The 24,280-nt window shown below is 47.0% G+C and carries 24 protein-coding genes; 5 read left to right on the forward strand and 19 right to left on the reverse strand.

Annotated features, from left to right (window positions below; all coding sequences use genetic code 11):
- Positions 1 to 116: 116 nt before the first annotated feature.
- From NST45_RS24860 to NST45_RS24890, 7 genes are all read right to left on the reverse strand, one after another.
- On the reverse strand, positions 117 to 1,811 hold the full coding sequence (locus NST45_RS24860; RefSeq protein WP_036682600.1) for an extracellular solute-binding protein: 1,695 nt from the start codon (positions 1,809 to 1,811) through the stop codon (positions 117 to 119).
- Positions 1,812 to 1,903: 92 nt separating this feature from the next.
- On the reverse strand, positions 1,904 to 2,794 hold the full coding sequence (locus NST45_RS24865; protein ID WP_036682603.1) for a carbohydrate ABC transporter permease: 891 nt from the start codon (positions 2,792 to 2,794) through the stop codon (positions 1,904 to 1,906).
- A gap of 17 nt (positions 2,795 to 2,811) precedes the next feature.
- Positions 2,812 to 3,765 carry an ABC transporter permease subunit gene (locus NST45_RS24870; protein ID WP_051491255.1) on the reverse strand — a complete coding sequence of 318 codons (954 nt, stop codon included), beginning with the start codon at positions 3,763 to 3,765 and terminating at the stop codon, positions 2,812 to 2,814.
- Positions 3,766 to 3,974: 209 nt separating this feature from the next.
- On the reverse strand, positions 3,975 to 7,202 hold the full coding sequence (locus tag NST45_RS24875; RefSeq protein WP_036682608.1) for a hypothetical protein: 3,228 nt from the start codon (positions 7,200 to 7,202) through the stop codon (positions 3,975 to 3,977).
- 28 nt (positions 7,203 to 7,230) lie between these two features.
- Positions 7,231 to 8,568, reverse strand: a complete 1,338-nt coding sequence (locus tag NST45_RS24880; protein WP_076101329.1) for a glycoside hydrolase family 30 protein — start codon at positions 8,566 to 8,568, stop codon at positions 7,231 to 7,233.
- Positions 8,569 to 8,962: 394 nt separating this feature from the next.
- On the reverse strand, positions 8,963 to 9,979 hold the full coding sequence (locus NST45_RS24885; protein WP_076101327.1) for a LacI family DNA-binding transcriptional regulator: 1,017 nt from the start codon (positions 9,977 to 9,979) through the stop codon (positions 8,963 to 8,965).
- Between the two features lie 62 nt (positions 9,980 to 10,041).
- Positions 10,042 to 10,524 (reverse strand): hypothetical protein, encoded by a 483-nt coding sequence (locus NST45_RS24890; protein WP_094902055.1) that lies wholly within the window; start codon positions 10,522 to 10,524, stop codon positions 10,042 to 10,044.
- Positions 10,525 to 10,797: 273 nt separating this feature from the next.
- Between NST45_RS24890 and NST45_RS24895 the strand changes: the two genes are divergently transcribed.
- Positions 10,798 to 11,520: an HNH endonuclease signature motif containing protein gene (locus tag NST45_RS24895; RefSeq protein ID WP_052096736.1), complete on the forward strand. Its 723-nt coding sequence runs from the start codon at positions 10,798 to 10,800 to the stop codon at positions 11,518 to 11,520.
- Between the two features lie 65 nt (positions 11,521 to 11,585).
- Here NST45_RS24895 and NST45_RS24900 read toward each other — a convergent pair whose 3' ends face one another.
- Complete coding sequence (locus NST45_RS24900) at positions 11,586 to 11,783, reverse strand: YwbE family protein (RefSeq protein ID WP_036682616.1); 198 nt, start codon at positions 11,781 to 11,783, stop codon at positions 11,586 to 11,588.
- A gap of 62 nt (positions 11,784 to 11,845) precedes the next feature.
- Between NST45_RS24900 and NST45_RS24905 the strand changes: the two genes are divergently transcribed.
- Complete coding sequence (locus NST45_RS24905; RefSeq protein WP_036682619.1) at positions 11,846 to 12,148, forward strand: hypothetical protein; 303 nt, start codon at positions 11,846 to 11,848, stop codon at positions 12,146 to 12,148.
- A gap of 2 nt (positions 12,149 to 12,150) precedes the next feature.
- Here NST45_RS24905 and sdaAA read toward each other — a convergent pair whose 3' ends face one another.
- From sdaAA to NST45_RS24925, 4 genes are all read right to left on the reverse strand, one after another.
- Entirely contained in the window at positions 12,151 to 13,029 is an 879-nt protein-coding gene (gene sdaAA / locus NST45_RS24910) for an L-serine ammonia-lyase, iron-sulfur-dependent, subunit alpha (RefSeq protein WP_036682621.1), read from the reverse strand.
- Positions 13,026 to 13,736: an L-serine ammonia-lyase, iron-sulfur-dependent subunit beta gene (sdaAB, locus tag NST45_RS24915; RefSeq protein WP_036682623.1), complete on the reverse strand. Its 711-nt coding sequence runs from the start codon at positions 13,734 to 13,736 to the stop codon at positions 13,026 to 13,028. The genes sdaAA and sdaAB overlap by 4 nt, the downstream gene beginning before the upstream one ends.
- 154 nt (positions 13,737 to 13,890) lie before the next feature.
- A complete protein-coding gene (locus NST45_RS24920) occupies positions 13,891 to 14,310 on the reverse strand; it encodes a GNAT family N-acetyltransferase (RefSeq protein WP_076103846.1) in 420 nt (139 codons plus the stop codon).
- Positions 14,311 to 14,312: 2 nt separating this feature from the next.
- The gene (locus NST45_RS24925; protein WP_038574055.1) at positions 14,313 to 14,888 is read right to left on the reverse strand and encodes a DUF4269 domain-containing protein; all 576 of its coding nucleotides are present in this window, start codon (positions 14,886 to 14,888) and stop codon (positions 14,313 to 14,315) included.
- A 124-nt stretch (positions 14,889 to 15,012) separates the two neighbouring features.
- Between NST45_RS24925 and NST45_RS24930 the strand changes: the two genes are divergently transcribed.
- Positions 15,013 to 15,912 (forward strand): SDR family oxidoreductase, encoded by a 900-nt coding sequence (locus NST45_RS24930; RefSeq protein WP_038568476.1) that lies wholly within the window; start codon positions 15,013 to 15,015, stop codon positions 15,910 to 15,912.
- A 31-nt stretch (positions 15,913 to 15,943) separates the two neighbouring features.
- Positions 15,944 to 16,399 carry a hypothetical protein gene (locus NST45_RS24935; RefSeq protein WP_051491252.1) on the forward strand — a complete coding sequence of 152 codons (456 nt, stop codon included), beginning with the start codon at positions 15,944 to 15,946 and terminating at the stop codon, positions 16,397 to 16,399.
- A gap of 16 nt (positions 16,400 to 16,415) precedes the next feature.
- Here NST45_RS24935 and NST45_RS24940 read toward each other — a convergent pair whose 3' ends face one another.
- From NST45_RS24940 to NST45_RS24950, 3 genes are all read right to left on the reverse strand, one after another.
- A complete protein-coding gene (locus NST45_RS24940) occupies positions 16,416 to 18,062 on the reverse strand; it encodes an NAD(P)H-hydrate dehydratase (protein ID WP_339824096.1) in 1,647 nt (548 codons plus the stop codon).
- A gap of 90 nt (positions 18,063 to 18,152) precedes the next feature.
- Positions 18,153 to 18,785, reverse strand: coding sequence for an NAD(P)-dependent oxidoreductase (locus NST45_RS24945; RefSeq protein ID WP_076101322.1), 633 nt, complete (start codon positions 18,783 to 18,785; stop codon positions 18,153 to 18,155).
- Positions 18,786 to 19,017: 232 nt separating this feature from the next.
- Entirely contained in the window at positions 19,018 to 19,431 is a 414-nt protein-coding gene (locus NST45_RS24950; RefSeq protein WP_254924569.1) for a GNAT family N-acetyltransferase, read from the reverse strand.
- A gap of 179 nt (positions 19,432 to 19,610) precedes the next feature.
- Between NST45_RS24950 and NST45_RS24955 the strand changes: the two genes are divergently transcribed.
- Positions 19,611 to 19,919: a hypothetical protein gene (locus NST45_RS24955; RefSeq protein ID WP_038568468.1), complete on the forward strand. Its 309-nt coding sequence runs from the start codon at positions 19,611 to 19,613 to the stop codon at positions 19,917 to 19,919.
- A gap of 651 nt (positions 19,920 to 20,570) precedes the next feature.
- Here NST45_RS24955 and NST45_RS24960 read toward each other — a convergent pair.
- From NST45_RS24960 to NST45_RS24975, 4 genes are all read right to left on the reverse strand, one after another.
- Positions 20,571 to 20,795, reverse strand: coding sequence for a YezD family protein (locus NST45_RS24960; protein ID WP_076101319.1), 225 nt, complete (start codon positions 20,793 to 20,795; stop codon positions 20,571 to 20,573).
- A gap of 117 nt (positions 20,796 to 20,912) precedes the next feature.
- Positions 20,913 to 21,776, reverse strand: a complete 864-nt coding sequence (gene cysW / locus NST45_RS24965; RefSeq protein ID WP_076101318.1) for a sulfate ABC transporter permease subunit CysW — start codon at positions 21,774 to 21,776, stop codon at positions 20,913 to 20,915.
- A gap of 127 nt (positions 21,777 to 21,903) precedes the next feature.
- Positions 21,904 to 22,752 carry a sulfate ABC transporter permease subunit CysT gene (gene cysT, locus NST45_RS24970; protein ID WP_076124574.1) on the reverse strand — a complete coding sequence of 283 codons (849 nt, stop codon included), beginning with the start codon at positions 22,750 to 22,752 and terminating at the stop codon, positions 21,904 to 21,906.
- Between the two features lie 93 nt (positions 22,753 to 22,845).
- The gene (locus tag NST45_RS24975) at positions 22,846 to 23,973 is read right to left on the reverse strand and encodes a sulfate ABC transporter substrate-binding protein (protein WP_036682645.1); all 1,128 of its coding nucleotides are present in this window, start codon (positions 23,971 to 23,973) and stop codon (positions 22,846 to 22,848) included.
- Positions 23,974 to 24,280 lie beyond the last annotated feature (307 nt).

Below are 24,280 nucleotides of genomic sequence, written 5' to 3' on the forward strand. Positions count from 1 at the left end.
CTGTCCTGTCCACCTCGCTAAAATAGTGAATATTCAAATACTTAATAACTATTCCTTATTATAATTCGAAAATAACCCAAAAGCCCGCAGTTAGCGGGCATTTTGGGTCATGCTTTTTATTTTATGGACAGCTTCACTTTATTCTCTTCATATTTCTTTTGTTGGTAGGCATCAAATACATCTTCGCCTTCCTTCTTTCTCTTCTCTAAATACTCATTCCAAATCTTATCGAATTCCGCATCGGAAGAAGCCATGAGCAATTTCGGCATAGTTTTACCGCGCAACTGTTTCAGCTTCGAAGCGATGATGCCTTCAGGAGAGTTTCCTGTTGGTTCGATTTGTTGGAACTCAGAGGAGCCTATGGATTTACCTCTAGTCCAATCTTCCAATTGCTTAAATGGTTCTACCGATTTAGGAGCCCATTGGTCTGTGATGTTCGTATTTTGCAGCATCCAGAATGTAAAGGAAGATCCAATTTGCTTATCAAACGTCGAACGGTCTTTATTCATCAAATCAAACACTTCTGGTTTAAATTGATCTTTTCCATCAATCGTATCGTAGCTGACACCTTTTTCGCCTAAGAACAAGTCTTTGTTGCCTTCTTCACTGTTCAAGTAGCTGAGGAAGCGGATAGCACGTGCTTTATCCTTAACATCTTTGGAGATCAGCGTTACCGTCCAACCGGAGATACCAGGACCATCAAGGGTTGGTTTATCCAAGTTCGTATTGGAAGGTCCGTCAACAGCAATATACGTTTTGGTTGGATCCTGTTGGTAAATCGTTCCTAGCTGTGCTGCAAAATCTGTACGTTGATACAGCATTGCGAAATAACGGCCTTGGGCAATTTTTTCTTCCATTTGTGGGCGTTTGTCGATAAAGATATCTTTAGCCAGCAGACCGTCTTGATTCGCTTGACGAAGTGCCTTCATCCAGCGGATATATTCAGGATCAGTTTCACGAGCATATACCTTGCCATCTTTTTCTCTTGGGATTGCCAAGAAGTTCTGCAGATAACCTTCCAAAGAATCGTTACCGTTCTCGGTAAATTCATGCAAACCAAGTGGAATAAGCGGCTGTCCATTTACGTCAGGGAATTTCTCTTTCGCTAATTTAAGCGCATTCAAGAAACCTTCTGGTGTGCGCATATCTGGACTTCCAATAGCTTCATACATATCCTTGCGGACAGCGAATACTTGGTTGGATACGTAATTTTCTCCATATTTCTCATAGTCGGCAGGAGAGGAAGAAGAGTTAGGATAGCCATACACATTGCCGTCTTCTTGTGTATACCAGCCCAGCTTATCAGCATCGGATACTTTAAAGAAGTACGGATCATATTCATCAGCAAGTTTGTTCAATGGAAGAACAAGTTCACCTTCGACCATTTTCTTAATCGCATCTTCCCAGAAACCCAAAGTGATGAAATCAGGCAATTTACCGGATGCAATCAGCGTATTAAGCTTCTCATTCTCGTTACCAGCCGGAACGATAAAATTAATATCAACTCCGGTCTTCTTAGTTACATATTGGGAGGTTGGGTCCACGCCCCATTTATTAGGGAACCATGAGAAGTTCAGGTACCAGTCAAATGTAATGGGTGAAGTATCAATCTTCCATCCCGGTTCATCTGCTGATAATGCAGCAGCAGTCGGTTCAGCACTTGCCTCCGTATTAGTAGCTTTAGCGCTGTTAGCATTACCTTCGGCATTCTTGCCAGCATTATTCCCGCTGGAGCAGCCTGCGGCTGACAATGACATCATTATTGCGAGAAGCAGAACTCCCATTGCTTTTGGCTTACGTTTCATGCCCATGCTTGTTTACCCCTTTTCTATGAATGTTAATTATAAGCTCAACCCCAGTGCCTACAGCTGTAGGCAACCAGAGGAGTTATCACTGCTAGACATCAGCCCTTAATGGAGCCGATCATCATCCCTTTAACGAAATAACGCTGCAGGAACGGATACACGAATACTATCGGCAATGTGGTCACTACCATCGTCGCCAGCTTAATGGACTGTGACGTTACGCTTCTCGTAACGCTGCTGCCTTGTACAGCGACCATCATTTGACTAGAGCTCGATTGTGCGACGACCCGGAACAAATACGTCTGAATCGGCTGCAGATCAGTATTATTGATATAGATCATACCCGTGAAGTAATCATTCCACTGATACACGCCATGGAACAGCGCAATGGTAGCAATTACAGGCATGGATACTGGAAGTACGATTCTTAAAAAGATGGACCAATCATTAGCACCGTCAATCCGTGCCGCTTCTTCCAGCCCATCGGGAATCTCCCGGAAAAAGGTCATGAAGATAATAAGATCAAAGAAGCTAAACATAACCGGAATAATATAGACTAGGAAATTCTCCAATAGGTGAAGGTCCTTCATCAGCAGGAAGGTAGGAATGAGTCCCCCGCCAAAAAAGAGAGTCACTGTACCCATAAGCATGTAGAACTTACCGCCAATGAGGTTTTTTCTGGAGAATGCATAAGCTACCATCGCTGTGAAAAATACATGCAGTACAGTACCCAAAAGTGTTTTGGCGACAGTAACCCACATCGCCTGCATGATGCCGGGGCTGGCAAACACGGCCTCGAAATTCTCAAAGCTGAACATCCGCGGCCACCAGTAGATTCCTCCCCGCATGGCGTCATTACCGTTATTGAAGGCGTTAACCAATACGTACCAGATCGGGTAAAGCGTTATGAAGCAGATACATAACATGATGAGGTTATTGATGATATCGAACAGGGCCTCGCCCTTCGTTTTACGCTTAAGTGCAAACATATATGGTCCTCCTTATCCTAGAACAACGATGTATCGTTGATTTTTTTAGATACTTGGTTGGCAATCAGCAGCAAGATTAGAGCGATAACCGATTTTAACAATCCAACTGCAGTTGAGTAAGAGAAGCGGCCTGAGAGAATCCCTGTATAGTACACATAGTAATCAATTACATTACTTGCACTATCATTCAGTGAGTTGCGCAGGACCAGAATCTGATCAAAGTTGGAGTTCAGCACTCCGCTGACCGCGAGAATGAAGAGAATGCTGATTGTCGATTTAATCGCCGGCAAGGTAACATACCACATCTTCTGAAATCTGCCCGCGCCGTCGATTGTCGCCGCCTCGTACATTTCAGGAGATACACCGGAAATTGCTGCTAAATAGATAATCGCTGACCATCCAAGTTCTTTCCAGATATCAGAGGAGATAATAATTGTCCAGAAGTAACCCGGCTCAGCCAAGTATGTAATTGGCTGATCAATAAGATGAAGCGCTAGCAAAATGTTATTGATAATTCCTACATCAGCAAGCCATGTAGCCAAAATCCCTCCGAGTACCACCCATGAGAGAAAGTGGGGCAAATACGAAATCGTCTGTATAGTCTTCTTGAATTTCATTGAACGAACTTCGTTCAGAAATAGAGCGAAGATTATCGGCAAGGGAAATCCGATAATTAGCTTAAACAAGCTAATGCCGAGTGTATTTTTAATTACATTCGAGAGATTGTCATCATCCATGAACTCTTTGAAATGTGTAAGTCCCACCCATGGGGCTTCTGCAATCGTTTTAACGATGTTGTAATCTTTGAAAGCAATGATAATTCCATACATGGGAATGTAGTTAAAGATTATCATCCATGCAATGCCGAGTAGAGCCATTGTCTGCAAATGACGCTGGGCAATGAACCTCTTCCAAAGCGGACTGCGATTTACTTTACCGGTTTCGAAATTACCAGGAATTAACGGCTTCATCGCTGAGCTTACTTCCATGCTTTTTTTGTTCTCCATCCTTTGGACCTCCAGGCTCTATATCTGTATTTAATCTAAAGCGCTTACAATGTTTATGTATCCATTGTATTTGCTTTTGCCTGTCTCCGTAAGGCTTTGAATTTCGGATTATAGGTTCCATTTTTCGGATTCATTGAAAATTTAAGGGCGAGCCGCAGCTCGCCCCTCTATTTTTATGCTAATACTGCTTGAATTTGCGCGATTTCTCCACGCCGCAGAGCCTCTGCCTCTTCACCGCGCACGAACGCTCCAGATATTTTAGTCATAGTTCCATTACGGTATACAAGCATCAAAGATTGAATGCTAACCTTCTTCTCGCCAAAGGTATTTTCACGTTTTGGGTTAGAATAGATTACCTCCGTATTCCCAAGGAAAGTGAAGGACAGATTGCCCTCTTCATCAAATAGCCATCCTGGCAATACCGGATCAAGAGACAGCGTAAGCGCTCCATCCTCCAATCTGAAAACATGGCTTCCAGCCATCATTGTTCTCCACATGCTTAAGAATTCCGCGGTCGATCCACTAAGTCTCGCTACGAACCCTCTACCGTGGTTATTTGGATCAGGATTGCCTCCAGTTGCGATAAAAGATGAATTCTCCAGTGTACTGCGTCCATAAACAGCAGGATCAAGGAATGGCACCAGCGACGTCTTCAGCTCACCGTAGAATTCCTCGTACAGCCCGCCCTTCAGCAGCTCAAGCAGATACTTATAGGACATGTGCAGGAAGTTAGACTCCCGTTCTAGCCAGCCTGGTGTGAAGGCTCTCATTCGTCCGATTTCATGCGATTCACCTTCTAGACTAACAGAGGTCTGATACATAGATGTTGCCCGATCATACAGCTCTGTTTGCTTAATCAGATTATAGATTTCTTTTGCCTGCACCGGGTTCTTCATCGTCTTCAACCAGCGGGTAGGTCCTTCCAGGAAATAAGGCAAGGCATAAGCCTTAAACTCCTCAACCACAGCTTTTGGCAGTCCGTATCCGCTAATGACTGGCTGACCCTCAGCATCTGTTACCTGATGGAATTTCTCCGCTTCAAAACGGAAATAGGTGGGGGTAAGTCCATTGCCCATTTCTACCGCCTTGTTGATCCCCTCATCAATTTTAACTAGGAACTTGGAAAGGGCTTCGCGGATGTGCTCCAGCGTTACTGCGGACTCAACACCAGTAATGCCAAACCGGATACTTGCTCTATAAGCTTCACGGGCTGAAGCTACTGTATCCCAATAGTTGAATTGTTCCACATCTCCTGCTAGGACAGCAGTTACCGCGTGATATACCGCTTCAAGCAGCTCCGCGATTTCTTCTGGCAGCTTTACAGCTCCCTGTACATTCTCAGCACCGTTCAGCACATCCAGCAAAAAGACTACAGTACGCTTCAGCTCAAAAGTCTCACTCATTCCGGAGCCAAACAATCCTGGCAGACCGTTCATGGCATCGTTCCAGCCCGGCTTGTTGCCTTCCATCTCCACACCCATGCCGTAAGGGTCAAGCGTAGCAAATTTATTCAAAGCAAGAGACAACATCTTCACGAACAGATTGGTGTGGTAAATAGCACCTTGCCCACCTTCAGCACGCAGCCAATGGGTATCTCCTGCTTTCCATTTCAGCTTATGCAGCTTCTCCTCATCCTCCAGGAGGGCGCCATATTGCCGGGCTTTTCCATCACTAATTACATACTTCTCACTACGTGGCAGCACATATGCTGGGCTGTCATAGAACGCATAAGTGTTATCCCCAAATAAAAGCTCCTGCTTCTTGTCAGGGAAGATGTCCAAATAACCTACTACGAGATCCAAATTATACGTCCAGTGATCAGACCAGAAGCCTTCGCCAAAAGCAGCCTCAATGTTTTGCTGTGACAGGGCTAGCAGACCCGACAGAAACTCCTGCTCACTAACCTTCAACGTAACGTTATGATCCGCAATGTAATTGATCAGGCTGCCTGGGGTGAACCGACTGTTGCATAGCTTAACAAGCTCAGCTTGATGATCCGCAGCCGCTTCTCCGATCCATTCCGCAGCCTTCGCTCTGCTGTCTGACTTCACTTCAAAGGTTGTTCCTTGAACACTAAGTGGGTTGTAGCCATCTGCTTGAATTAAGCTATAGAACATTTTGATGTTGAAGCTGCCCACCTTCGGATTAAAAAACACATCATTCCGGCGGTTCTGATTCATATCGCGGAAGTTTCCGTTCCCCTGTGAATAGTATTCTGGGGCAAGCGAGAAGAAGTTATAGTCGCGCTCCAAATCGCCATGTTTACGGGAATATAAATGAACCACAAAGCCATCTCCGCCATTGTCAAAAATAAAAGGATAGCCTCCACGCAGGAAGTTATCGAGATAGGACTGACGGCAATAAGCATCAAACACAGCCGATGAAGTGTGCGTGGCAATGTCTTCTGTTAATTCCTCTGTCAGACCTGCGGCTTCTTGGGATTTGGACAGAATATATTCATCTCGGCATAAATGCTCTGCCTTTTTATTGATTTTATCGATGTCATTTACATGCCCAACCAAAGTATTCAGGGTCAAGCTGCTGCCGGGTGCCAAACGTCTAGCCACACCACTGAAGCCGCAAGGAACCTTATTGACTGGATATTGTGGAAGCTCACTCAGCTCCGAAAGCGTTAATCCCGCAAAGCGGTCTGGGTAAGTAAGAGAGGTATTGCCGCCGAAAATAAGCTCGAAATCAACGATTGGCGCGACTTTTTCTCCTTCTCCAGTAAACGACAGATAGAAATGCCCATTTGTGATTTCGCTAACCTGCGCGCTATCGTTGGTGCTGGAACGCAGCTTATAGAACGGAATACCGTTCTCCAGATTGTATACGTCCATCCAGCTGCGCAGCAGGTTACCAATCTCCTTGTAGCCGCTGTTTTCTACTCCGTAAGGCAAGATCTCAGGCAGACCATCCATCAGCTCCAGTTCAATCTCTTTGCCCCCGATATTCTCAATCTCCACCCGACGTACCAACGCGGCATAATCGTCATTAGGCAGATTGAAATAGTGTACGGTCGTCTTCAGCCCATGCCCGGCATGGCTTTCTTCAAGGGTCAGTCCGTTAGGCAAAATGGTCATGATCCGCTTGGCGGCAGGATCTGGACGTGCCGATTGAAATGGCTCATAAATCTCTTGCTCGCCTTTTATTTTAATAAAGGTTCGGAAGCCGGTGGTTCCTACGTCTTTATAAGAGATATTTGCTGGAGAAAATTCCATGATTGGCGAGTTCTTGTCGCGTACCCCAAAGCTGCAAATCGCTTGCCCCCGGTTCACATAAAAAGTCCACATTGGAATTCCCTTAAGACCTGCAAGACCTGGCAGGAAACTAGAGAAAGGCTTTCCTGTATCAAACTGCTCCATTACAAAATTACCTGATTCGAAATAATAATTACTCACGTTAATGTCCTCCTAAACTGTTACTTATTTATGAAATCAGATGCGTTACGATAGAATGAGGGGATAGCTCGCAGTTGGCAATCTCTTCGCCAAGCCCCAAGGTTACCGTGCGAGCTTCTTCGCTCTCATTCATCAATATGACAGCAAGGCTGCCGTCCGGATTACGGAATGCTGTGGATAGGATTCCTTCCGCTTCAGAAGTAAAGCCAATCCGTACCGCACCTGGCGCGATAAATTTACTGAAATGCCCGATATAATAATAAGAGCTGTTATAGTGCAATTCGTCTGTTGTTGTATCTGCAATAATTGGAGCATCACAGAGATTCCCTACATGATTGGGCCCGCCGGTCTCATCCAGTACCAGGTTCCAGTCCAAATACCCTTCTGTCCATGCATTGAGATCCCCAATCATATTTCTGCCGTAACGTTCACCTGTAAACCATTCGCCAAGCTTGACGCCGCCCTCTTGACAGCCCTCAGTGAACAATAGATGTTTGTCAGGAAATAGATCATGTACCTTCTCTACCTTGTCGAACTCCTCACCACCATACCAGTGGATGCCTGTACCCCACACATATTGTGCAGCTTCAGGATCAGACAACACGACTGAAGCACGTTCGACCATAATATCGCGGTTATGATCCCAGATGACAATGTTCACATCGGAATGGCCTGCCTGCTGCATCACTGGACCGAGATGATTTTTAACAAAATCGCGTTCCTCTTCCGCACTATAAATGCAAGAATCCCAGACTTGAACAGCAGCCGGCTCATTCTGCACGGAAACCGCCCAAATAGGTACGCCTTCCTTCCCATAAGCTTCAATAAATTTGGTATAGTAGCGTGCCCAAACTTCAGCGTATTCTGGCTTGAGCGATCCTCCATTATTCATTTCACCATTTGTTTTCATCCATGCCGGAGGGCTCCAAGGAGAGGCCAACATCGTGAACGGTCCACCTTTTACCTGCATTGCATCCTTAATCAGCGGAAGCACCCACTTATGATCATGGGAGATATCAAAGGTAGCCAGCTCCGTATCATGATCAGCGACATAAGTATAATTTCCAAGCGCAAAATCACAGCTATGAATATGAACACGACCCATGTTATAGCCTAATCCCTCTACCGGATGAAAGTAGCGATGAATAACCTCTGCCCGTTTCTCAGGACTGAGCCGTGACAACGTATATGCCGCAGCTTCTGTGAAAGCGCCGCCAAATCCTATCATCTTTTGGAACTCCTGCTCTGGCTTAAGCTCTACATCGGCAGATCCAGAATCAACTCTTGTGCTAAAAACAATTGCCTCTTTCGGAGTTAAGCGTTCCCCTGTATCTTTTGCAGTTACTACAGTTTGAACTTTTGCCATTTCATCCATCTCCTCTAATTGTTTTGTTACTAACAACAAGCACTGTCTTTACTGGATCACCATCCGATGTTAGGGTTCGGAGCGATGAGCCACTGAAACGTTTGAGAAAATTCAAGGAAGCCTTCGGTAAACTTTGATTTCAGCTCATTCGAAACTTAAAATCGAAACCGGTTTCGATTGTTGCGAAAAAAAATGATCTAACGAAGAGCAGGAAAAAAAAGCGGCATAACAATACCCATTATAGCCCCATTCCTCTGAATAAGCTGTAGCAAATACCACATAGGAAGAATTCGAGCTATGATGTCCTCTACTTTATCAGGACTCTTTTCTTTTCGTCAAGATTTATCCTGTGGGCAGCAGCCTGCTCTCTGTACTTATGGAATTTGATACAGCCCTAATTTCCACTCGGAGGCGCACAGGATTCCCGTTCGATCACTTCTACCGGAACTAGAACCGCTTCCTTATCCAACTGTTTCCCTTCAATCGATGCTAAAAGAATGTCCGCTGCTCGGCTTCCTAAAAGTTCCGTATCCTGACGAATGGTTGTCAATGCAGGTGTAACATACTCAGCTAGATCAATATCATCGTACCCCACAACTGAAATGTCCAGCGGTACGGAAAGTCCACTATCTTTTACCGCCATAATAGCCCCTAAAGCTAACATGTCACCCGAAGCAAAAACAGCGGTTGGCCGATCAGGCAGCTTAAGAAGCTCCAGCATCGCTTGATAACCACTTTCACGAGAATAAAAAGCTCCATTCACAACATAGGACTCCAGCACTTCAAGCCCCTGCTGCTTCATAGCGTTCTTATATCCTAACTCCCGGGTTTTACCAGGGAAAGTGTTCATACCTCCGGAAATATGAGCAATCTTGCGATGACCCAAAGAAACTAAATACTCTATCGCAAGCTGAGCTCCAGCCGTATTATCCGAACATACCGTATGCGACTGCGTAGTCTCAAAATCCAGAATCACAGTAGGAATATCACTCTCTAGCAGCTCACGGAAATAAGGGTCCTCGTAATCAGACAAGAATACGACAACACCATCTACACCACGAATTCGGCAATTCTCCAAATAACCACTTTGTTTACCTCCAACATCCTTGGAAATAAACATGAGGGCATACCCCTTATCCACAGCAACCTTCTTAAAGCTCTCAATCACAGCGCTAAAAAAGGGATGGCGAATACCAAATCCCGTATTCTCTACAAACAATACACCGATGGTCCATGATTTCTTAGTAGTCAGTGTACGGGCATGGGAATTCGGCAAATATCCCATTTCTTGGGCAACCCGGAAAATTTCCTGGCGAGTCTTCTCCCGTACATCGGAATAATTATTAAACGCCTTGGATACCGTTGTAGGAGAGTAACCGGTTCTTTTGGCAATATCATATATAGTTGTCAATCCGGTTCACTCCTTGCCCAGACTAATGAAATACCTTCTGATACCTTCTGTTCACTGCAATTTTAACGTCTTTCGGTACCGCCGTCCAGCAAAAAGTAACTTTGTACGGAAGGAAGCAGCGTAAAGACTTGGATCAAAAGCCCTAGACTCATATAGATCAGATGTATGATTGCCACACTGTTCAACATATACGTCTGCACCATAATCCAAATAATTAACCCAAATCCGATATATAGGGACAATGCCCAGAAGCTATATAATTTCTTAAAGGGATTCAAAGTATTCACCCAGCGCAATTCTGGTCTCTTGATCAACCCATAAAACACAAACAAGGGCAGGATACCAAATACGATGAATAGCAAAATACCCGGAATTAAAAAATCTGAAAATGGCGATCTTTCCAGCATAGATGTGGGCATGTGTATCAGATCACCACTAGGATCTATGACCATTGACCCGCCTCCTGCTAACGCTCCAACCCCCAAAAATATATGAAGAATATAAAGCAATGTTACCGTAAACGGCCTTCTTTTGGTTGGTTCCATTTCAATACCCCTTCCCATGTTAAAAAAGTAGAGCATTCCTTACTGCTCTTTTCAATTTTACATGTTTTTCCTGAACGTCACCAAGATAGATATCACACAAAAAGCCGTATTTAAGCTTTTTTTGAGGGCGATGTGAACGATTGTATTTTACGCTATACTAAGATTAGAACGAAATGTTAACCCTGCCGACTGAATCTAATAAATAAAATACATTGGATCCTAAAAAACAAGGAGACAGGACGGGCGCAAAGACGCGCTGAACCTAACATATCTATGAACGATACCCATCTTTTATCCACCAAACAATGTACCTATTGCCAGCAACAGAAGCCGCTCTCTGAATTTCGTAAACGTACCGGCAAACGTTCCAAAGGCCAGTCTCGCCGTGGTGCTTGTCGGGAGTGCCGCAAACAACGACAAAACATAGATCTGACCCTTGCAGCAGGTCCCATTCCAGTACAACCTGTTACTATTGAAACCCCTTCTTCGGCTGTCAAAGAACGCTCCAAACAAGGAAAGCCTTCTTCCACGGTTGCTTCTTCACCGCAATCCAACCCAAATCAGCGCATACGGGGCTTGGAACAACGAAGGAAACATTCTCATTCTCAAGGCGCGAAACTGAGTCCCGAAGATCCAACGCAATTGATTCCCTCTGCCAAAGGGAAAATTCTAATGCGTGGCCACAGTGATAAAGGACGGCGCTGGCATCAGGAAATTGACTACGAGCTTGCGGTTACTCTAGTCAGAGAACATGCCGCTATCGTAGTGAATCGCCGAACCATCCGCAGGATATACAGCAATAAGGATTTCCGTGCTTATATATTGACCAGAGACAACTATACCTGCTACTTCTGTGGCTCCTATGGAGACACTATAGATCATCTGCTGCCCCGTGCTAAAGGTGGTCATACTACTCCGGATAATTGCGTTTGCGCTTGTACGTTATGTAATCAGACCAAGGCCGATCAGTCCGTTGAGGATTTTATGAGCAGATAAAATAGAAAAACGCCCCAATCTCAGTTGATTAGGGGCGCTTTTTAAATTAAAGGTGAATTTTATTATTAGTTAGCAACAATATTTTTAACTCGTCCTACCTGTCCACTGGTTAAACGCACCTTGATGCCATGCGGATGTCGAGGTGAGTTGGTGAGAATATCCTTCACCGTTCCATGTGTTAGCTTACCCGTCGGCTGATCCTGCTTAAGCACAATATCCACTTCAAGCCCAGGACGAATATCGGCTCTTACCTGTCCGTTCATGATGTAATCCCCTTTCAATGGGTTATAATGTTGTCAACTATACTAGATAAGGAGGAGACGTAATGGCCTTCGGCATCAACAGAGAAGAATTAACCCGCTGGAAAAAAGCAGTCTCCGCAGGAGAAATCGCCTTCTTAACCCATTACTGGCTAGACCCGCGTTTTCCCGGCATGACTACTGTCACCAAGGTAGGCTGTAGTGACCTAACCAGATTAACCTATTGGTGTGAGGAAAATGGACTGCCGGCTAAATATATTCATAATCGTTCCCCATTCCCCCACTTTGACCTTATGGGACCTAAACAAGCAGAAATCCTTCGGAAGGAAGGCTTATGGGAACAGTTGGAACGTTTCAAAATGCTCTAAAATTATTTCTTTTTACGTAAATCCTGCATGATCTTGCGGCCGGTAGGTGTCTGTGCTAATCCGCCACCTGCGGTCTCGCGGTGTTTTTCTGGCATAGCTGAGCCTACCTCAAGCATGACCTTGATTACTTCATCTGAAGGGATCACGCTACGTACACCAGCCAGTGCCATATCGGCGGCGGCGAGCGCGGTCACTGCACCGAATCCGTTTCTAACGATACAAGGAATCTCTACAAGTCCTCCCACCGGATCGCAAATCAGTCCTAATGTGTTCTTAAGCGCCAGTCCAACAGCATGCACTGCTTGTGCAGGCGTCCCTCCACGCAGTTCGGTTAAAGCTCCTGCCGCCATCCCGATGGCCGATCCGACCTCGGCCTGACAGCCACCCTCTGCGCCAGATACAAACGAATTGTTGGCAATGACATAACCGATTGCTCCCGCAGCGAACAAACCGGAAACCATATAATCATCATCCCAGCCAAACCGTTCCTGACAGCTGAGAAATACACCCGGAATAATTCCGCATGAACCTGCGGTAGGTGTAGCAATTATTCGGCCCATTGAGGCATTAACCTCGGATACAGCCAAAGCATAGGCCATTGCTTGACCAGCGGGTCCACCTAGGCATGGTTCATCTGCTGCGTTATAGGCTCCTACACGCTGGGCATCCATTCCCGTAAGGCCGCTGCGCGAAGTGGTATCTTCATGCATCCCACGATGAACAGCCTCTTTCATGACCCCATAATACTCACGCATAGTGGCAAATTCCTGTTCACTGGAACGTCCAGATTCCGCGCTTTGCTCTTCGAGCATAAGAGCTCCAATGGTGAGGCCACGTTCCTCACATAATACAGCCAGTTGGCTAAGTGTTTGAAAATTCATGTTAAGCTTTCCTTCCCCTTCTCATCTTGCTTACCTTCGTTTAAATTAACCAATTTCACCGATTTCACCGCAGTGAGCGCTTTAAGCGCTTCAATAAGCTCAGGAGTAGCAGCTTCATCCAGCTCCAGTACCGTTAAGGCTGCACCGCTGCGATTCTTCCGATCAAGAGACATATGCCCTATATTAAATTGTCCGTTACGCATCACTTCTGTAACACTCGCCAGAACACCTAAATAATCCATATGATGAATCAATACCGTCGGATACATTCCCGTAAGCTTTACTCCAAAACCATCCACATCGACGATCTCAATGTTTCCACCACCAATGGATGTCCCCGTTAAAGTCAGCTCACTTCCTGTCTCTTGTCCGATAAGATGCAGTTTAACCGTGTTAGGATGAGGAAACAATCCCGTTCCTTGCTCAAAAGATACTTCCATCCCAGCTTCAGCCGCCAACTCCAGAGAGTCGGGTAACCGATGATCATCGGTAGCGTAATCCATAAGTCCTCCGACAATAGCCCGGTCTGTACCATGTCCCTGATAAGTAGCTGCAAAAGAACCAAAAAACGTCACTTCTGCCACACGCGGCACTTCACCCAGCACCTGCCTTGCAGCCCTTCCGATCCGTGCTGCACCGGCTGTATGCGAGCTTGAAGGCCCGACCATGGCCGGACCAATAATTGAAAACACATCTTTAAAACGCATAAAAGACCTCCTGCCTGCAAATAGGCAATTATCAAACTCATATATAGTATACTGCACTGGCAGTCGGAGTTCACCGTTACATTTGCTGTGATATATCCACTTCTAATCTAATGATATTTTACTTAGATAGTATCTTCATTTCGCATCTTATGTATCACAAGATATCCTGGGAGTATAACATAATTCCACCTCTATACTGCCAGCCTATCCCTTCCCAGAATCCTCTTCCTTGTTCATTGGTTCCTATAACCATCAGATGGCATTTTGCAATACCAGCTGCATGTAAATTACCGAGACAACGCTTTACAAGCTCACGCCCGATGCCCATGCCTCGGCAGTCATTACTAACCGCCACATGATACATATAACCTCTTCGCCCATCATGTCCACACAATGCAGTTCCTACAATCCGGCCGTCTTCATTCTCGCAGATCTGGCTGAAGCCAGCATTACGCTCCAGATAACGCGCAACCTCCAGCCTCGAATCTGCTTCGCTGAGTCCCATTCCCTCTGTATTTTCCCATAGCTGGTAGGCAGCTTCATAATCATCCGCAATCATCTCTCGATAATTCATGTCTATCCCCTCGCTTGTATAGAATGACAAAAAGCATAAAGAGCACTCCGCGGAAGCTTTTCCAGCATCAGCAGCGCTTCATAAGGGTCACCTTCCAAACCCAGCACTTGCGCGAAGGCAGGTTCGGTCTTCCACCCGTTTGTTTTCATTGTAATGATCTGCTGGCGAAAATCATTATCCAGCTGAGCTAGAATTTCCGCTTCAATGATCATATGTAAGTAACCATTCTGCAGAGCTGTGGGCCGCGGCTGCCCAAACAGTTCTATAGGCCAGCCCCCGGCCATAAAGTTAATTTTCGTTCGAGGGACCCCATCAACCACACGCGATACACTAGTAAAATCATCCATGGTTCCGAAATATCGACTAACAATATCCGTAAACATTACGGAATCATGAACCTCACAAATAATATCCAGGTCGCTGCCCTTCACCTGAATTCCAAGCGGCACTGTGCCAACCAGCACCGGGTTATAGTCGGCCAGCAAACTCATAATATTTAATTTTCTTAACAGGGCATAGACCTCTTTTTGCACTGGAGTTCCGTGATTCAAATAATCTATATTTCGCCAATCATTCATCTCGGACAAACGCCCCTCCGACTAGGATATAAACACAGGTATAACTGGATAACAGCGCACGCTTTTCTAGGCGCATGCATAGAAATATACGGAAGATAGAAGGCAAGGAGGAGTGTATGTAAAAATGAATCCCACCTACCCCTACTATGGGGAACAAACGATATGTAAGGAACAGCCTATTGCTTTTCCCCCGCAGCACCAAGACCGTCAGCCAGGTCTAGAGAGTCTAATGAATCCTCGCCCCATCAGTGAAGATCCGGAGATTGCCGGCAGTGGAAAGCTGAAAGGAAAAATTGCACTCATCACCGGAGGCGACAGCGGGATTGGTAAAGCGGCGGCCATTGCTTTTGCAAAGGAAGGCGCAGATGTCGCTATAGCTTATTTATACGAAGCTTCAGATGCAGAGGTCACTCAGCGGCGAATTGAAGAATTAGGGCAACGTTGTTTGCGGATCGAAGTTGATTTACGCCATAAGGAAAACTGCTTCAAGGCTGTGGAGCATACCCTTCGCACTTTTGGCAAGCTGGACATCCTCGTCAACAATCATGGCGTCCAGTATCCACAAAAAAGTATTTTGGATATCACGGAAGCACAGCTCTACCAAACGTTTCAGACGAATATATTTCCATTCTTTTACCTGACGCAAGCCGCACTTCCACATCTAAAAAAAGGCGCAGCCATCATCAATACTGCGTCCATTACTGCCTATCAAGGAAATAAAGAGCTTATAGATTATTCCTCAACTAAAGGTGCGATCGTATCCTTTACCCGCTCTTTAGCCTTATCACTCGTAGACTCTGGCATTCGTGTCAATAGTGTAGCTCCCGGACCCGTATGGACACCACTAATTCCCTCCAGCTACTCCGCAGATGAGGTTAGTGTATTTGGGACGGATACACCCTTTAAACGTGCCGCACAGCCATATGAGTTAGCAGGAGCCTATCTTTATTTAGCGGGACCGGATTCTTCGTATGTTACCGGGACATGTATTCATGTCAATGGTGGAGACATGGTCACCAGCTGATGCATTACACCACGAGAGGAATGTATATCAAATGAATAAGATAAACGATTATGATATCTCTTCTGTCCGCCTGAGCAGTGGCATGTACGCATTAACCAAATTAGCCTGCGCAGGGTTAACCTACGTCCTTGTTACCTTACTTATGCTTGGATTTCCACAATCCGACGGAATCCCTGAAGGCTGGCCACTATCGATTCCTTATGCCATTTATGCTTATGGATTGCCTGCGGCGTTAGTAGCGGATATACTGCTGCATATTCTGCGTTCGAAATCGCAAATCCTGCCTCTAGCTGTATACGTCGTCACGGGTTTCGGCGCAGGTTTATGGCTGGCAGCGGAACAAGGTGCAGAGTATCTGCTATGGGGTCTGGGTGGAATTCTGGGACTGCTCATTCTTCGAGTGACCCAGCTTGGTGTGGAAAGATTCCCTCTGTTGCTGCCAGTATTCGCCCTGTTTCTGCCACTGCTCTGTTTACTGCTGTCATAAGCCTTATTAGGTGTATTCAAAGCGCTTCAATGATATCTCCGGCAATGATAGCCGCCGGATTATTCCGCTGACGGGCTGCTCTCTCTCCTGCTAATCCGTGCAGGTATACCCCAAAAGCTGCTGCCTGCGTAGCATGAAGTCCCTGAGCCAGCAGGCTGGAAATCACGCCCGTTAGCACATCACCGGCTCCACCAGTGCCCATGCCGGGATGGCCTGTGGTATTTACATAAGCTTGCCCTTCAGGAGTTGCTATCACGGTATGCGCTCCTTTTAACACAAGTGTAACCCCATGCTCCTTGGCATAGTCCATAGCCAGACCGATCCGGTCACGCTGGACCTCAGCCGTAGTTAGGTTGGCTAGACGAGCCATCTCACCTGGGTGAGGGGTCAGAATTACAGAATGACGCCGCACCCAACTCTTATAATCGGAGTCAGCCAGAATATTTAAGGCATCCGCATCGATAACCAGCGGGCAATCACTGCCTTCCCAAAGACTGCGAAGCCAATCTGTATCTCCCGGGAACCGTCCAAGACCAGGACCCACAGCTATTACATCTCGCTCTTCGCTTAACTTCAGTAGCTCTGACACGGTCTCAGCCACCCAGTTTCCCTCTTCACTGCCACCTACATCAGCCAGCATCAATTCAGGAACAACACCGATGACGGAAGGTAACAGCTTCTTAGGAAGCGCCCACGTCACCAGTCCGCAGCCCGTGCGTAGCGCAGCACGGGCTGCGAGTAGTCCAGCACCGCTCATCCGTAGGGTGCCGGCGGCAAGGAGTACATGCCCATAAGTACCCTTATGGCCTTCAGGCGACCGCCGCCGGGCCAGATCGACACCCAGATGGGCATGCAGCACTTCCGGTGTCAGCAGGTGTGCCTGCACACCGCTGTTAAGAGCCAGAGCAGTCGGAATGCCGATAGCCCGTACCTTGACATACCCCGCTGCGCCTGCACCGGGGTATTGCAGGAGGCCTCGCTTGAGAAAGGCGAGGCATACCGTCACAGATGCATGAATGCAAGGCTCATGCATCTCTCCTGTGTCCGCGTTCAGACCACTGGGGATGTCCGCGGACACAATGACCTTACCGCTGCTGTTCGCTGCGGCAATCAGCTCCGCATAGGCGCCGCGCGGGGCTCCCGCGCCGCCGGTGCCGAGCAGCGCATCCAGGATGCCGCTGCACTCGGCAAGGTCCAGCCGATCCCTGCCGTATACTACGGCAGGCAGGCCCATGGCTGCAGCCGCATCGCGCTGCAGGGCGGCCTCGCCGGAGAGCGACTCCGGCGGCACCGCATAGACGAGCGTGACGGCGATGCCGGTCTCGCGAAGGTACCGTGCGGCGGCGAGGCCATCGCCGCCGTTGCTGCCTTTGCCGACGAGGATGAACCATCGCTCGGCTGCGGCAGAGGCAAGCGTCAGCGCATGATCTGCGCTGACCTTAAATGCCTTGCCTGGGTCATCCAGCGCGGCCTCCTTTAGCCCGGCATCGTTCCCTTCTGCTGCATTACTGCAGCCTGCCCCGCCTCTCTCCCGGCAAAGCGCGATGATCTCCTCTGCGATAACTCTTCCCGCATTCTCCATCAGCGCAATCGCTGGAATCCCCAGCTGCTGGATCGTTTCGCTGTCCAGCTGCCTCATTTGCTCAGCAGTTACCAGATACATGATTTAGCCCCTTTCCGCTATCTACCGTTCCAAAGCTTCACACGCAATTCCAAGTACAAGTCCGAGCGCAAGTCCGGCGCAAGTCTGATATCAGTAAGCGACAGTAAATCTGGCCCGACTAAAATTCCCTTCCTCCAGCTCGTCCACCATAGCTACAGCGAAATCCTCCACACTAATCTTGCTTTCACCATTCTCATCTAGAATAAGACGGTCCAATCCGATGCGGAAATGACCTGTACGACGACCTGGATGAACTACCGCAGCAGGACTGAGATACGTATAATCCAATTCTGTATTTTTGTAAATCTCATAAGCCTGCGCATGCGCCTCTGCAACTGGTTTAAACTCTTCCGGAAAATCCGGTGTATTCATCAGCAGCTCTCCAGTTTCAGTCTTTAAGCTACCTGCACCTCCAACAACCAACAGCCGATTTAACCCTGCCGTCTGCATACCCTCCACCAACGCTTTTGCCGCCGTAATCAGATCCTGCTCTTGCCCCGCTCCTGGTCCATAAGCACTGATTACCTCTTCATGGCCACGGACTGCAGCTGCTACTGAAGCCGGATCAAGAATATCCACCGTTGTTACATGTAAACGCTCGTGTTCGAGAGTTATTGACTCTGGATTGCGTACCGCAGCTGTTACTTCGTGTTTTCTTTTTAATGCCTCCTGTACAATTGCCTTTCCAATCGTTCCTGAAGCGCCCAATATTACAACATCCATCTTGTTGTTCCTCACATTCTACGAGCAAAGCCATTATCGTGCAGCCTTCTGCTCAATTATTTTTTTGATGCTCATCTGAATAGCTTTTCCCTTACAGCCTTTAAACATTATTTATCCCCTGAGATCCAATCGAAACCAGATCGCACCTACTAACCCGCTTTCAGACCAAAAACCCCTTAACCAATACAAGGGGCACTCTCTACTAAAAAAAGCAGCATGTATTCGCCTTAGCTTAGCGACGCAAAAACATTCCCTGAGAACGTGGCATAACCGATTCAAAACCATATTGTGCGTAGAGCTTCGAGGCTTCTCCATCTGCAATCAGACTTACATAAGCCTTGTCCGGTACAGTATTAAGGAACTCTCTAATTTCCCGTATGATCAGCTTTCCCAAACCTTGTCCTTGATGTGAAGGCTTGACCGCGATATCCGTGACCTGAAAAAAGCATCCCCCATCGCCAATCACCCGCCCCATCCCGATTAGGTTATTCTCCTCATACAAAGTTACCGCAAAAATAGAACGAGGCAAACCGATCGCTGCACCTTCCACACTCATTTCACTCAGCCCAGCTTCTTTTCTCAGCGCCAAATACTGTTCCACTGAAGGCTGTTCATGGCGTATATCAAGCTTACTTGTTGTTTCCACCCGCACTCCTCCGTTCAGCATTGCTGTTCCCACTATATACGACTGCATGGTTCACAGGCAAGGCTCACTGCTAGGGATGTTTTTGAAACTGAGGGATAAGTTTTATATTTTTGAATTCCTTTACTGACTGTGTGGAATAGTATCTATAACAATATTTATAAAAGGGTGGGTGAAGCATTATGTCTCCTGTAGCCAAGCTGTTCAAATGGGGAACATGCCTTTATGAAGCTTTTCTGGCTCTGCCGTTGATCGGCGGACTCTTTATCATTGCAAATGGTTGGGTCCCTTTGGCCATTGCCTTTTTGCTCCACGCTGTAGCCATTGTTGTGCTGCAGAGAGAGCATAAACCATTCATGGGTAACGTTCTGGGCATTATCACCTCGATTTTAGCTTTTATTCCGATCGTTGGTTGGATTATGCATGCCATCACTGCGTTCATCCTGTTAATGGAGGGCGTATCCGCCTCACGCCAAGCCCCTCGTTATTAACAAACGTACCTGCAACATCAAAATATGTAACTGTCCCACGGGCCGAATCATTTGTAAAAGTCGTAAAAAGACAGATCATCCTCTGCGACCTACCTACGGACCCAGATGACATATTGCTGTGTTCTTACTCATGAGCGATCTGCTTCAACACTCATCATTTCCGGCGACCTACGAACCCGGATGACATCTTGCTGTGTTCTTACTGGTAGGCGGTCTGCTTCAACAATCATCATTCCTGCGACCTACGAACCCGGATGACATCTTGCTGTGTTCTTACTGGTAGGCGGTCTGCTTCAACAATCATCATTCCTGCGACCTAGGGACCCAGATGACGTTATTTGCACCTTTTCAGCTTTTGAAGCGTGGTTTCGGACTCCAGGGACATTATTGCTTAGAATCAGGTCCATATGTGGTGTTTTTTATGCCAATAGCGGCTATGCGGTCCGTTAGCGGGGCAAATGTGGCATAATACTGCGTTTAGCGTCAACTGAGTCCGATGGGGTGCGTCATATGGTGCGTCATACGTGCCAAATATCAAGCATACGAAGAAAAAGGAGTTGCCCCAGCAGCCATTTCGTGGCTTATGTGACAACTCCATAATCTTTTATCCAAAAAGTTGATATATACCTTTATGATTGCCCAGAGATTGAATCAACGTCCCGCCGATTGAGAATCGGCCCGCCGGCTGCCGCTTTCACCAATATAACGTCCATTTGCGTTGCCACTGCTATTCTCAAACCGTTTGCGTTCCGTACGCTCCATCTGAACAATCTGACCTTCATGAACCACAATATGCAATGAGCCAAATTCCATATCATCCAGAAGTCCTGCAATCCGCGTAAGCCATAAATCGTCCACTTTCAGCGGTTTAGCCATTCTCTAGCCTCCCTTTCTCACCAAAGGATTATATCCGCCTAAATTCCTTTTTTCCTCAATTCCGTTATTACCAACCAGTATACTATGAATTAACTTAGCATGGAACTAAAAGTCATGTCAATGGGCATTTTTTCGCGACAACCAGCTTTTAATAATCATCGTTACCAAAGCCAATAACAGGAGCAAAGAAGCTACTGCAAATGATGCTGAAAATTGATATTCGTTGTACAAAATCTCAACATGCAGCGGCAGCGTATTCGTCTCCCCACGGATGTGCCCGGACACCACAGAAACCGCACCAAACTCACCCATGGCCCGCGCATTACACAAAATAATGCCGTATAGTAACCCCCATTTAATATTAGGCAGCGTGACTCTGAAAAAGATTTGCCACCCATGTGCGCCGAGTGTAATTGCCGCTTCTTCCTCCTGTGTACCCTGATCCTCCATCAGCGGGATTAACTCACGCGCTACAAAAGGAAACGTCACAAACAACGTGGCTAGCACGATACCCGGAAGCGCAAATACGATCTTAATATCATGGGCGCTCAGCCAAGGGCCAAACCATCCGTTTGCTCCGAAGACGAGTACAAAGATTAGGCCGCCGATGACTGGCGAGACTGCAAAAGGGAGATCAATCAAGGTGATCAGAAACCCTTTGCCGCGGAAACGGAACTTGGTTACAGCCCACGCCGCTGTTACACCAAAAAAGGTATTCAGAGGCACAGTTATCGCCGCAACAAGCAGCGTCAATCGCAGCGCTGAGCGGGCATCCGGATCAGTCAGGGCAGCAATATATACGTCCCAGCCCTTTTTAAGTGCCTCGGTTAACACAACAACTAATGGCAGAGCAATCAGCCAAAAAAGGACTAGCCCAGCCGCTCCGATCAACACCCATTTTACAATTGGGGTTTCCGTTGTCGCGGACGAGGACGCATTCTTTTGTAGCCGGGGGGTATGGAGAGGGACGGTACCGGCCAAAATTATTCCTCCTTTAAAGGGTTTTACGAAGACAAGCTAGCTTGGAAAATTCAGTATCGACGGCAGATATCGAGTGTCTCCAAGTAAGTTTGAACATGTTCGGACGTCTGCTGTCATGGCAATTACCTCAACGAGAAGTCTTACGAACCCAGCGCTGAAGTGTATTAATAACAAGTAACATTAAGAAAGAGATGAGGAGCAATAGCAGGGCAACGGCGGTAGCTCCGGCATAATCATATTGCTCCAGTTTAGACATAATAAGCAGCGGAGCAATCTCCGTCCTCATCGGCATGTTACCGGAGATGAACACGACGGAGCCGAATTCACCGATGCCCCGAGCAAAAGCTAGAGCAAAACCTGTTAGCAGTGGCGGAAACAGCTCAGGCAGAACTACTGAACGAAAGGTTCTCCAGCGGCCTGCGCCAAGGGTTGCCGAAGCCTCCTCCATATCTCTGTCCAAATCCTCCAGCACCGGCTGCACCGTCCGGACAACGAACGGTATGCCGATGAACATCAAAGCCAAGGTAATCCCGAGCGGAGTGAATGCCACCTTTAATCCCAGCGGCTCAAGCCAAGACCCAATCCAGCCATTGCCTGCATAGAGCGCCGTCAAGGAGACACCGGCTACAGCTGTCGGCAAGGCAAACGGGAGATCGATCAGCGCATCAAATATTCTTTTGCCCGGAAATTCATAACGTACCAGTACCCACGCCAGCAAAAGACCTAGAATTGCATCTACAAAAGCGGCGGCAGCAGCTGTCGACAGGCTCACACGATACGAAGCTAATACCCGCGGGTCCGTAGCTACATCCCAGAATTTCGCCCAGCTCAGACCTGTAGAATTGAACAGCAACGCCGAAAGTGGCAGTAGAACCACTAGACTCAGATATAATACACTGTAGCCCATCGTCAGCCCGAAGCCGGGCAGTATTTTGCGCCGCGTTGCTGCTGGTGCAGCCGTAGTGGTGACATTCATCCCCTATTCATCCTTTCTCGCCTTCGGCCTTTTAGCCGATCAGCCCCTACCGGGACAAATCTCAATAATCATATCCTGCATTTCATTCATCTGTTATTTGGCACCCGGCACATAAATCTTGTCAAAGATCCCGCCATCATTAAAATGCTTCTCTTGCGTTTCTTTCCAGGTTCCGAATTTGTCAGCCAATGTGAACAGCTTGATTTCCGGGAACTTATCTTTGTATTCTTCTTTCACGCTATCTAATGTAGGACGGTAGTAATTCTCAGCCGCGATTTTTTGTCCCTCTTCACTATAGAGATACTTCAGGTACGCCTCAGATACCTCACGCGTGTCTCTTTTGTCCACAACCTTATCTACTATAGCTACTGGCGGTTCAGCCAGAATACTCTCCGAAGGATTCACGATATCAAATTTGTCCGGTCCCAGCTCTTCCACGGATAAATAGGCTTCATTCTCCCATGCGATCAGCACATCACCAATTCCACGCTCCACAAACGTTGTCGTAGATCCACGCGCACCGGTATCCAGCACTGGCACATGCTTGAACAGTTCTTTTACAAATTCCTCAGCCTTAGCCTCATCGTTATTGTTCTGGTCTAGTGCGTAACCCCAAGCCGCCAAGTAGTTCCAGCGTGCTCCACCTGATGTTTTCGGGTTTGGTGTAATAACCTCTACGCCCTCTTTGAGCAGATCTGGCCAATCCTTGATTCCTTTCGGATTCCCTTTGCGTACAAGGAACACGATAGTCGAGGTGTATGGTGAGCTGTTATGATCGAATTTACTTTGCCAGCCCTCGTTGATTAGTCCCTTTTCCTGCAAGGCATCAATATCATAACCAAGTGCTAATGTCACAACATCCGCTTCCAGGCCATCAAGCACAGCACGGCTTTGTTTCCCCGATCCACCGTGGGATTGTTTAATGGTGACCTTCTGTCCTGTTTCTTTCTCCCAATAGGCAGCAAAAGCTTTATTATAATTCTCGTACAATTCGCGAGTAGGGTCATAAGATACGTTCAGTAGTTCTACTGGATCTTTAGATGGAGTTTTGGTGGCTTCAGCCGCATTTGTGGCCTCCGCTGAATTGGTTGTTGCTGGTGCGTCTGTTGCCGGACTAGCACTATTGCCGTTATTGTTATTGCTGCCGCAAGCAGCAGTAAGCCCTGCCGTCAGCAACAAGCTAAACCCTACAAGAAGCCCTTTATTCATCTTTTTCTTCATCTTTTCCACTCCCCCATGTTTTTTCGTACCAGACAAACCCTTGGGTAACACAAAAAGAACGGAGGAAAGCCTACGTATGGCAGGTCAAACCGGTCCTAAGACCGTGTCTGTGAGCCTAATGCAGGCGTTCCTCCGTTCGTACGGTAAGAACTTTCTTCAATTATTCCTATCTACTTAGTTGGTTTATATGGATATAATACTGAAACCCTTTAACTGTGTCAAACCTTTTTTTCCAGCCTATGTCAAAGAAAACTCACACACACCACACCATACAAGCTATGGGGTCGGTTCCTGTAAGATCCACTTG

The organism is Paenibacillus sp. FSL R7-0163 (assembly GCF_037969975.1).
GTDB lineage: Bacteria > Bacillota > Bacilli > Paenibacillales > Paenibacillaceae > Paenibacillus_AQ > Paenibacillus_AQ odorifer.